The following is a 10,250-nucleotide window of genomic DNA, read 5'->3' on the forward strand; positions in this document are numbered from 1 at the left end:
TCATCGTCGCCGAACACTTGAACGGCGAACTCAACGCCGCCACCGCCAAATGCGTGTCTGCTGCGCAGGCACTGGCACCGGCCGTCATCGACATCGTGGTGCTGGCCGCAGACCCCGCCGCCGTGGCCGCGCAAGCCGCGCAGATTGCCGGTGTGAACAAGGTCCTGAGCGTGACCAATGCCGCCAACGCGCACGCCATCGCGCAAGTACAGGCCCCGCAGATTGCCGCGCTGGCCGCAGGCTACAGCCATGTGCTTGGCCCCTCCACCACCTTCGGCAAGGACCTGATGCCGTGCGTGGCCGCGCTGCTGGGGGTCAACCAGATCTCCGACTTGATGGCGGTGGACGGCGCACATGCCTTCAAACGCCCGATCTACGCTGGCAACGCGATCATCAGCGTGCAGGCTCCGGCGGATCAAACCGTGGTGGCCACTGTGCGCACCGCATCATGGCCGGAAGCGGCGCAAGGTAGCAGCGCCAGCATTGAAGCGGTCAGCGTCGATGCCGCATTGCCCCGCCACACCCGCTTCGTGGGCTTGACCGCCGGCGCAACCGACCGCCCCGACCTGCAAAGCGCCAAGCGCGTGGTCTCCGGTGGCCGCGGTGTGGGCTCGGAAGAAAACTTCAAAATCATCTACGCGCTGGCCGACAAACTCGGTGCCGGCGTGGGCGCATCGCGCGCGGCGGTGGATGCCGGCTACGTGCCCAGCGACCTGCAAGTGGGGCAAACCGGGAAAATCATTGCGCCCGAACTCTATGTGGCGGTGGGCATCTCCGGTGCCATCCAACACCTGACCGGAATCAAGGATGCCGGCACCATCGTGGCCATCAACAAAGATGGCGATGCGCCGATTTTTGAAATTGCCGATCTTGGCTTGGTGGGCGATCTGTTCCAGATCTTGCCGGAGCTGGAAGCGGCGCTGGGTTGATTGCCACGTTGGCGACGCCGCCTGTTCCGGCAGGCGGCGCAATTGCAGCGTGTGTCCCTACGCACCTATCAGCGATAAATCCATAGCCGATAGGTCAGAAAACTGATCCCGGCCAAGGCAACCTCGACGACGGGCTTTGCCAGCCATGCCCAATGCATCCCCACTTGGGTGTGGATCATCTGCATGGCGATCGTCCCGATGATCGTCACCACCACCCATGCCGATGCAAACCGCATAAAACGCCGCCACCCCAGCCGGCTGCCCTGCGGGCCACGAAACGTATATTTGCCATTGAGCCCGTAAGAAATCCCGGCACCGCTGATCCGTGCCAACAAATTGGCAGGAACGACCGCCATGCCGCACCACGTCAGCGCCACAAAGCAGCTCCAATCCACTGCCAGCGCAAGCAGGCCAACGATGCCATAGCCCACGCTCTGCCGCGCCAACACGCGCAACTCAGCGCTGGCCATGACGTGACGGCACATATTGCTTGGTGAAATACAGTGGCCGTCGTTTGACCTCGTTGAACATGCGCCCGATGTATTCGCCCAACATCCCCAGCGCGGTCAATTGAATGCCGCCCAAGAACAAAATCACGCACATCAACGATGGGTAGCCCTTCACCGGATCGCCGTACAACCAGGTTTTGGCAATCAACACCGCCATCGCAATGAAGGCCAGCACCGCCACCAGCAAACCAAAATACGTTGCCAATTTGAGCGGCGCGATGGTGAACGAGGTAATGCCCTCGATGGCCACGTTCCACAGCTTCCAGTAGTTGAATTTGGTGTGCCCGGCATGGCGCGGATCGCGGTCATACGCCACTGCCACCGAAGGGTAACCCACCCACGCAAACAAGCCCTTCATCAGCCGGTGCTGTTCACGCAATGCGCGCACCGACTCCACTGCGCGCCGACTGAGCAGGCGGTAGTCACCAGTGTCTTGCGGAATATCCACACGCGAGAGTTTTCGGATGATGCGATAAAACCACGCTGCGCTGAATTTTTTTAGCCATGTCTCGCCTTCACGCCGGCGACGCCTTGCATACACATTGTCGTAGCCGGCACGCCATTGGGTCAGCAATTGCGGGATCAACTCTGGCGGGTCTTGCAAGTCGGCATCGATCACCACCACGGCCTCGCCACGCACGTGGTCAAGACCGGCGGCCATGGCGATTTCTTTGCCGAAATTGCGGCTCAAATCGACCAGTGCCACATTGGCATCCACCCCACACAACTGCTCCAGCCATGCCAACGAACCATCACTGCTGCCGTCGTTGACATACAACACTTCATACGTATCCACACTGGCACGCAACACCGCCGTCATGCGCTGGTGGAACGCTGGCAGTACTTCAATTTCGTTGTACACCGGCACCAACACGCTGAGGGTGGGCGTGGGTGCGCATGCACTCTCCGTGATCTCGACTGCCTGCATGCACCTTGCTCCTCATCCACATTTTCGCTTAGCGAACACCGTGCCGCATCAATCCCGTTGTGGGCGACGCAGGATCCACACTTCGATATCTGCCGGCAACACCGCCAAAAACGGCGCGAGCAAGGTCATAGCAACCGTCAGCGTCAGCGCCTTGATTGCAGAGACCTCACGCGAGTAACGAATCCGCGCATACAGCCCACGCACCGCCACCGAAGGCAGCCGTGTTTGCGCTTCCAGCACGAAGCCCGCCTTGCCTGCCAGCCGTGCAAGATTGTCGCTGGCAAAATAGTGCACATGCGGCGATGGGAAGCCAAGCTGCCACATGCGCCCGAACGATGCATCCATGCCTAGCCGCGCCAACTGTCGCGATAAGCGATACAAAAACCCTCGGCTCGACGGTGCGTTGACAATCACGCAGCCACCCGGGGCTAGGTGCTGCCAACACGCAGCCAAGGTGGCATTGATGTCCGGGATATGTTCCAGCACATCGTTGAACACGATGACATCAAAGCATTCCGCAGGTGTCAGCACATCCGGGAAAAACCCGCCGCGCACCGGCAGACCACGCGCGCGCGTCGCTGCCGCAACGGCAGCATCCGGCTCGATACCGGTGACTTCAAAGCGCGATGCCGCACGCTCGATAAACCAGCCATGCGCGCAGCCGACATCCAGCAGGCGCGGCTTGCCGCACAGGCGCGATGTGTGCTGGCTTAGCCAATGGAACAGCCGCTCAAAATTGATCTTACGCAGATGCGCAAGCCCTTGTTCGCGCGCGGCCTCATCCAAATCACCGCCATCGGCCTGTTCAAGGATATGCGGCGTAAGTGTGCTGCCTTCGTAATCACAATCGGTGCAGCACACATGCCAAGGGCGCAGACCAGCAACAAGCGCGCCACCACAAGCTGGACACACGTTCATCACGTACGCGCACCCCAAGACGTAATGGCAATGCCGCACAGGATGACGATGCCGCCCACCAACACCTGCCAGCGCAAAGGTTCACGCAAAAACAACGCCGCCAGCAAGGGCACCAGCAAAAATGCAAGCCCGTAAAACGCAAACGCGAACGACAGCGGCACCCGTGACAGCACCACCAGCCATAAGCCGGTGGCCAGCCCATAAACCACTAATGCTGCCAGCAAAGGCAATGACACCCAACTTGCAGGCTGGCTCACCACGATCTGCGCGGATGCTGCCTTGAACAACACCTGCCCCAATGACAGCAGCAAAATGGTGCCCACGATCAATGCCACATTGCTCGGGGTGAGGAATTCGGATTTGATCATTGTGGAGGTTCCTGCAAGCACACTTGCAAACGCGCGGACAGCGCGTGCTTGGGCACGCTGGCAATGTCATAGGACAAGAACGCCAGCAGCAGTTGCAGGCCAATCAATACCGGCATCGCCGCCAGCATGATCACACCCGTCGCCGCCACTTGACCGGTGGTGACCGACAACCACCAGTGCCAGCCGCCATAGCCGGCACCAAATACCATCAGTGCGAGCCCCGCCAACAACTCCAGTGAGGCGGCGGACACATCACGCAAAAAGTAGGTGTAGAAAATTCGCTTGCTGAAGTTGCGCACATGCTTGCGCAAGAATTCCGGCAATACCTTGCCGATTTTCAGATTGCTGACTTCATCGCCATAGTGCGCATCCATCGGTACATCGCGCACCACCGCCCGGTAGGTTCCTAGCCGAAACAGCATGTCGGATTCGAAAAAATAACGCGCACTGACGCGATCCAACGGCAGCACAGCCGCCACCTTTGCCGAAATTGCGGTGTAACCATTGGTAGGATCAAAAATATCCCAGTAGCCGGTCGAGAACTTGTTGAGGAACGACAGCATTGCATTGCCAACCAAGCGAAGTGCCGGCATCCGGGTGATGTAACGCAGGTCATAAAAGCGATTGCCTTTGGTGTAGTCGGCATTGCCAGACAACACCGGTGCCACGAAGCTTGGTAGCAATGCTGGATCCATTTGCCCGTCACCATCGAGCTTGACGATGACCGCCGCGCCGCGTGCAATCGCACGTTGATATCCGGTGATAACCGCGCCCCCCACACCCAAATTTCGCGGATGAAACACCACCTCCACCCGGGGATCGGTACAACGCGCCTTCACCACATCGCCAGACCCTTCCGGGCAGGCATCATCGACCACAATGATGTAAGCCACCTCCGGGCCAATCCGCGCCAGCAACGGCAAGATGTGCGTAGCAACCTTGTAGCAGGGGATGACGACGGCCACTGCAGAACATGCTGCCGTGGCATCCGCCGTCGTGTAGGCCGCAGCGTGCGCCATCGCACTCACCTCATTCACGTCGCTGGGCACGCAAGCTTGCCTACATCGTGCTGCGCAAGAACCTCGCCACTGGTGCGATTTTGCAAGGTGAAACGGCTATCCGGAAACACCCACTTCCCGCTATCTGCCTTGCCATTGGCGGCACCTTCAAGCCACAACTTGCGGGCATTCCCGGGGCTTTCCACATAAATGGAAACACCGTCGGCGGCGAGTGCGCCGGCGGCCCATGTGACATGCGCAATGGCGACCGGTGCAGCGGTGCAATCCACGTCCGTCAATGCAATGGCGAATTTGTCGGGCGACAGGCGGCTTGCCGCAGCTTGCACCTGTTGCGCTGTTGCCGGTGCGGGCACGGGGGCGGGGGCAGGCGGACTTGGTACCTCCTGACTGCACGCGGCCAGGCACAACACACCCACGATAATGATTGCTTGTTTCATGCTTTATCCACTCCCGCTGCAGTAACACCACGTCGCGCCTGCAACCGTGCAAGCCAACGGCCGATTCGCCCCTTGAGTGACAACGCTGGTCGTTCGATGGCGTGCCAAGACAGGCTACCCATCATCACCGCCGCTGCCGCACCAAGTAAAAAATTCGGCGTAGGCGTCATGCTTGGGAACCACGAAATCATTGCTTGTTGCAGCGGCCAGCCCCACAGATAAATGCCATACGACGGGTCGCCAAATTTCCCAAGATCGATGTAAGGCGTACGGTAGGCAAACCAGAAGCAAAAATAAGACACCGTTGCCCCAAACAACCAAATGAAGCTATCGGTGTTGTAACTGATATAGGTCAGAAATACCAAGACGAACATGACATCGTGACGGATCTCGATCCTCTCCTTGTGCAATTGCGCAAGAATCCCGACACAAAAATAAGCGGCCAAGCGTAACCAGTCGGTATGTAGCGGCAACAATCGTGGGTGCAGTATTCCGGCGATGATCAATAGCAGCACAGCAAGCGTGCCCAGCCGCCACCCTCGCAATAATCCCAACACCCCCATCGCTGCAACCAACAGGTACATCCGCATTTCTGCTGGCAGTGTCCACAACGACCCGTTCACCGGCTGCAAGCGATGCCCTTGAAAGACACCCGGCAATGTCCACACCATGTCAGACGAGAACCGCAAGTTCTGCACGAGATAGCGCCATGTGTCGGAGGATGCAAAATAGGCGCGAGCATCTAGCGTGGTGAAGACAACCCCCACACAGGTGCAAACCAACAAGACCACCAACATTGCCGGGACGATGCGCAACAAACGGGCCAGCATGAATTCGGTCAGATTGGCGCGCCCGATGTAACTCCCGGACACCATGAAACCGCTAATCACAAAGAACATCGCCACCGCGATATCTCCGCTATACATCGGCCAAGCAAAACGCAGGAAGATGTCCTTCGTGCCAATATCCTGCGCCAGCGCAAAGCTATGGCCGTAGATCACCATCAGCGCGGCGATGATGCGCAGCAACTGGAAGTTGTCCTGCTTCTTGGCAAGGTGATATGCGATGGAGTGCATCAGGTATCCAAACAACACATGCAGTGGAAGGAAAGGAAGATCATTGCTTGAGTGAGAGCAACCGGCGGACTTCGTTGCGTGGCGCAATCGTGCCATCAAGACATGCCGATGGGTCCGCCCCTAGCTTCGCCCATAGCTGGGCTTCACCCTCACTATCCAACAACTGGAATCCCAGCGTGCGCAAAGCCGGTATCAAACCTGGCGGCGCTTGCCCCGGCCGGAACTCGACATGGGTGAACCCAATGTTCTGGATCATGCTGATCCACTTCCCGCCAGTGACATCGCTTTGGGCCGATTTGGCCAAGGCGCGCATCTTGGGGTCATAAAAGCCCACGGCCAGCGATTTGGCAGGTGCCAAGGCAATGTAGCTGGTGGTCTTTTCTGCAAACAACAGACAATACCGCGATTGTTGTGCGTTAAGCCGGCGCAACAACGCCCGTTCGGGGACAAAGGCGCGCTCGACGTCGGGCACTGCCTCGGGCCCGCCAGCCAATAATTGCTGCTCTGCTCCCCAGAGCAATAGCCACGTCGTCGATCGCACTAGGCCACACTGCGCAACAATCAGCAACAGCAATGCCCCTCCCCATATCCGGGGGTTGCTCAAGCGAGAAAACACCACAACCGCAACCGTCCCCAACACCGCCAGTGCCGGGAAGATATAACGCAGATATTGCACCTGCGAAAACACCAGCAACCCGCTCGCAAATGCAAACACAGTCACTGCCGCCAGCCAGCCACCGCGTAGTGCCAGCAACCATGCGCCGATCAATGCCAGCAGGCACAAGCCCGCTGCACCGGCAAATGCTTCCATGTAGCGCGAGGTTGCAAAGGTCAAATCCCAAGCACTTGCCAGAGAAACCCCCGCATGCCAGCGCACATCATTGAAATTGATCGCCGGGAAATACGGCGACTTGAATATCCCATTGAACAACGGGAACACCGGATTCCCGGTGATGACCGTCGCATACACATAGCTACTTGCGGCAACCACAGCAGCAACCGCGATCATGCATGCAAGGCGGGCGTAGTCTTGCTTGGCAACAAATCGCCAAGTCAGCCATACCCCAATCACACCGACATAAATTGCATTGGTGATTTTCAGCGCCATCAATGCGCCACACAGTGCACCGAGCACCCATGGCGATGCATTCGCCGTTGTGCCGCGCCAATCCAACCCAACACAGGCTGCAAGCAAATGCATCAACAGTGCCGCCGATGCACCATCGACTTGCAGCGTCATCCCAAAATAGGCAGTCAGTGGGTGGCTTGCATACAGCGCCGCCGCGAGCCACGGATAAGATTGCTGCGCACCAAGCGCTTTGGCCAAACGATAGGCACCCAAGCAGCCCACCACCAACCACCACGCACCGACTGCAGAACGCGCATCGCTCCCTTGCAGCAACGTCAGCAAAGCATGCAGCGTATTGTTGAACCACGGTGCTACCGCAAAGAGCTGACTGGAGACATCCAGCCTGGAATAACCGTCGATACGCAATTGCTGCGACAGCAATAAATGCGCAGCGTTGTCGTCCGGCGTCATGGATGGCAGCCACGCAGGAATCGCCGCAAAGCCTGCCACCAAGACAGCGAATGCTGCCGCAGCAGGATGCGCTGCGACCGCCGCTGACCATTGCCGACCAGCACCGCCCGCAGCGACGCACAGGCGTCGCCAACCCAGCACCAACGCGGCGCAAGATACCGCCAGATAAAGACTTGCAGAGTGCATCGGAATGGGCAGCATCCAACCCAGCCCTCCCACAATCAGCAACACTCCCAGCAAGACGACATCTATCTGCGCTGTTTCTGGTCGTTCGCTTGCAGGCAACAAACAACACCCCAGCACCGCGGCAACGGCCACCAGCAGCAGTAAAGCCGCTGACTGCGCCAAGCCCACAAAAACCACAAAAGCACTGGCGTTACCCAGCAGCAGGAGCGTGGCAACTGCCAGCTTGCGGCCGCTAACCCGAACCAGCCCCCACAGCGCCAGGGCCGGCACGGCCACCAGCATGAGGTAACGCAACACCAGCGGCATACTACCCAGAAAGGAAAGCCGCAGATCCGTATGACTTGCCGCCACCAGCAGTGTTGCCAGAATGGGAAGCACACAAAAAAAACCGGCAACATACGCTGCCGGCTTTGAATGAAAAGACGTTTCGCGAGTCATCTATCAAAACTCAAACGATATGAATTTCGGTCAGTTACACGGCAACGCCTTGACTGTATGACTTGCCAGCAACGCGCCATCTTCTGCGTTGACCAGCTCGATCGTCATACCGGCAACCACCCAGTTCCCCGTCTTGGCTTCGCCCTGGGGGGCCATCATCGCCAACGTTTTCTTTCCTGGCGTGGTGGCATCGCTGATCAGTACTTTCACCTGTTTGACTTCGGGTCGCTGTACATCCCACGTCACGGTTGAAGTTGCACGGTCTTGGCCCGGGCAAGCATGCACGCTGCCCGGTTCGACCGAGAACGTCACCCCCGCCTCGACCTTGGTCGCCGGCGGCTCTGGCGTCGCCGTTGCGGCTGGGGCACTGGCGGACACATTGTCAGCCGGCGGCACCGGCTGCGAGCATGCCGCCAGCACGAGAACGGCAGCCGCGAGGACGGACATCGAAATATTGCGATACTGCATGGATTTCTCCGGAGTTGTATGGTGAGGAAATGCGTGCGCGCTACGTGCCAAGTGCCCAAGCGCGTGCTGTAGCAAGCCGCGCTGCGCTGACGATGAATTACCCATCTATCATAATGTACTTGCGCGCGCGGCCGCGCCCCGCCCCCAACTGCTCCACCAGCACCCGCCACAGTGCGGCTTTGGAATACTCTGCGTCGATAAAAGCAGTGCTTGCGCGGGAGATATCGCACCAATGCGCATCGTCGTCCAGCAGTATGCAGATGGCATCGGCAAGCGCTTGTGCGCTGTCGGCATGCGGTAAAAAACCTGCCTTCGCCAACCCCTGCACACCCACGCCGGTGGTCACCATCGGCAGGCCGTGGCACATGCTTTCCAGCACCTTGCCTTTCATCCCACCGCCAAACCGTAGCGGTGCGGTGGCGACGCGGCAACGGGCGTAATACCCGGCCAATTCGGTGTCGCTGACATAGCCGGTCACGCTGACATGTGGGCCTGCCAAGGCCTGCACGGATGCCGCGGGATTGGAGCCGACCAAATGCAAATGCACCTGCGGATGCCGCAATTGCACCAACGGCAGAATGTCCTGCACCAGCCAGGTGGCGGCATCCACATTGGGCGGATGCGCAAAGCCGGCCACAAACAAAATGTCGCGCCGCATGGCCAAGCTGGTGGTTTGATCACCGGCCACATTGGCATAGCCATATAGCGGGATGGTGCAGGCCTGCGCTTTGCCCGCATGCGCGTGCAGCCAGTGGCGGACGTGCGTGGTTTCTTCATCGGAGGGATACAACACCACGTCGGCGTCGCGCCACATCGCCCATTCCATATCGCGAAAACGCAGCATCTCGGCATGCACGGCGGCATCGTGCTGCAACTGCAATTGCTGTTGCATACGCAGATGGTGGATGTCGTGCCCGTAGTACAGCACGCGCGCACGGCTGTGCTGGCGCAACGGCTGAATGTAGTCCACGGCAATATGCGGGCGGTTGAGGATGACGACATCCAAATAGCGCCCGTTTTCGGCCACCCAGTCGGCAAACTTGCCGACGTATTCGCCACCGTGCAGGACTTCTACGCCCAGCTGCTGCAAGGCCGGTGCGTAGTCTGGATCGAAATACAGATTGTCCGGCCAGAATTTGACGTTACAGCCGTGTGCGACCAATTGTTCCAGCACTTGCCAAGTGGCGCGCGAGCCCGCATCGCGATCGGGCTGCGGCACGTAGTGGTCCACCACCAGCACCGTGCGCTGTTTGCACTGGCCGCGATCGCTCGCCAAAAACACATGCTCGGCGTTGGCAAAATGCTCCGCCTCCAACACGCTGCGCCAACGCTCAAAAAATATCTGCGCATTGCGCACTTGATAGGCCTTGATACCGGCGCCGGTGTCGGTGCCATTGGACACACCTTCGTGATGTACCACCCGCGACGCCGGTT

Annotated in this window: 11 protein-coding genes; 1 reads left to right on the plus strand and 10 read right to left on the minus strand. The window is 59.1% G+C overall.

The features are described from left to right. The first annotated feature begins 2 nt into the window (after window positions 1–2). Window positions 3–929, plus strand: a complete 927-nt coding sequence (locus QWB57_RS03695; protein WP_288968373.1) for an electron transfer flavoprotein subunit alpha/FixB family protein — start codon at window positions 3–5, stop codon at window positions 927–929. Between the two features lie 68 nt (window positions 930–997). On the opposite strand, the gene QWB57_RS03700 is transcribed toward QWB57_RS03695, so the two are convergent. The 10 genes from QWB57_RS03700 to QWB57_RS03745 form a co-directional block, all read right to left on the minus strand. Further along, window positions 998–1,399: a GtrA family protein gene (locus tag QWB57_RS03700; RefSeq protein WP_288968374.1), complete on the minus strand. Its 402-nt coding sequence runs from the start codon at window positions 1,397–1,399 to the stop codon at window positions 998–1,000. Beyond that, complete coding sequence (locus tag QWB57_RS03705; protein WP_288968375.1) at window positions 1,386–2,366, minus strand: glycosyltransferase family 2 protein; 981 nt, start codon at window positions 2,364–2,366, stop codon at window positions 1,386–1,388. The genes QWB57_RS03700 and QWB57_RS03705 overlap by 14 nt, the downstream gene beginning before the upstream one ends. Before the next feature lie 48 nt (window positions 2,367–2,414). Then, window positions 2,415–3,227, minus strand: a complete 813-nt coding sequence (locus QWB57_RS03710) for a class I SAM-dependent methyltransferase (protein WP_288968377.1) — start codon at window positions 3,225–3,227, stop codon at window positions 2,415–2,417. A 56-nt stretch (window positions 3,228–3,283) separates the two neighbouring features. Continuing rightward, on the minus strand, window positions 3,284–3,652 hold the full coding sequence (locus QWB57_RS03715; RefSeq protein ID WP_288968378.1) for an EamA family transporter: 369 nt from the start codon (window positions 3,650–3,652) through the stop codon (window positions 3,284–3,286). Then, the gene (locus tag QWB57_RS03720; protein ID WP_288968384.1) at window positions 3,649–4,671 is read right to left on the minus strand and encodes a glycosyltransferase family 2 protein; all 1,023 of its coding nucleotides are present in this window, start codon (window positions 4,669–4,671) and stop codon (window positions 3,649–3,651) included. Before QWB57_RS03720 ends, QWB57_RS03715 begins: the two co-directional genes overlap by 4 nt. Window positions 4,672–4,685: 14 nt before the next feature. Next, window positions 4,686–5,108 (minus strand): hypothetical protein, encoded by a 423-nt coding sequence (locus QWB57_RS03725; RefSeq protein ID WP_288968379.1) that lies wholly within the window; start codon window positions 5,106–5,108, stop codon window positions 4,686–4,688. Continuing rightward, window positions 5,105–6,280 (minus strand): acyltransferase, encoded by a 1,176-nt coding sequence (locus tag QWB57_RS03730; protein ID WP_288968380.1) that lies wholly within the window; start codon window positions 6,278–6,280, stop codon window positions 5,105–5,107. The genes QWB57_RS03725 and QWB57_RS03730 overlap by 4 nt, the downstream gene beginning before the upstream one ends. Then, window positions 6,225–8,288 carry a hypothetical protein gene (locus tag QWB57_RS03735; RefSeq protein ID WP_288968381.1) on the minus strand — a complete coding sequence of 688 codons (2,064 nt, stop codon included), beginning with the start codon at window positions 8,286–8,288 and terminating at the stop codon, window positions 6,225–6,227. The genes QWB57_RS03730 and QWB57_RS03735 overlap by 56 nt, the downstream gene beginning before the upstream one ends. A 90-nt stretch (window positions 8,289–8,378) precedes the next feature. Continuing rightward, window positions 8,379–8,816 carry a hypothetical protein gene (locus tag QWB57_RS03740; protein ID WP_288968382.1) on the minus strand — a complete coding sequence of 146 codons (438 nt, stop codon included), beginning with the start codon at window positions 8,814–8,816 and terminating at the stop codon, window positions 8,379–8,381. A 97-nt stretch (window positions 8,817–8,913) separates the two neighbouring features. Further along, window positions 8,914–10,250: glycosyltransferase (locus QWB57_RS03745; RefSeq protein ID WP_288968383.1), on the minus strand; the 1,337-nt coding region annotated here is incomplete at its 5' end.

The organism is uncultured Thermomonas sp. (genome assembly GCF_937872235.1).
Lineage (GTDB): Bacteria > Pseudomonadota > Gammaproteobacteria > Xanthomonadales > Xanthomonadaceae > Thermomonas > Thermomonas beijingensis.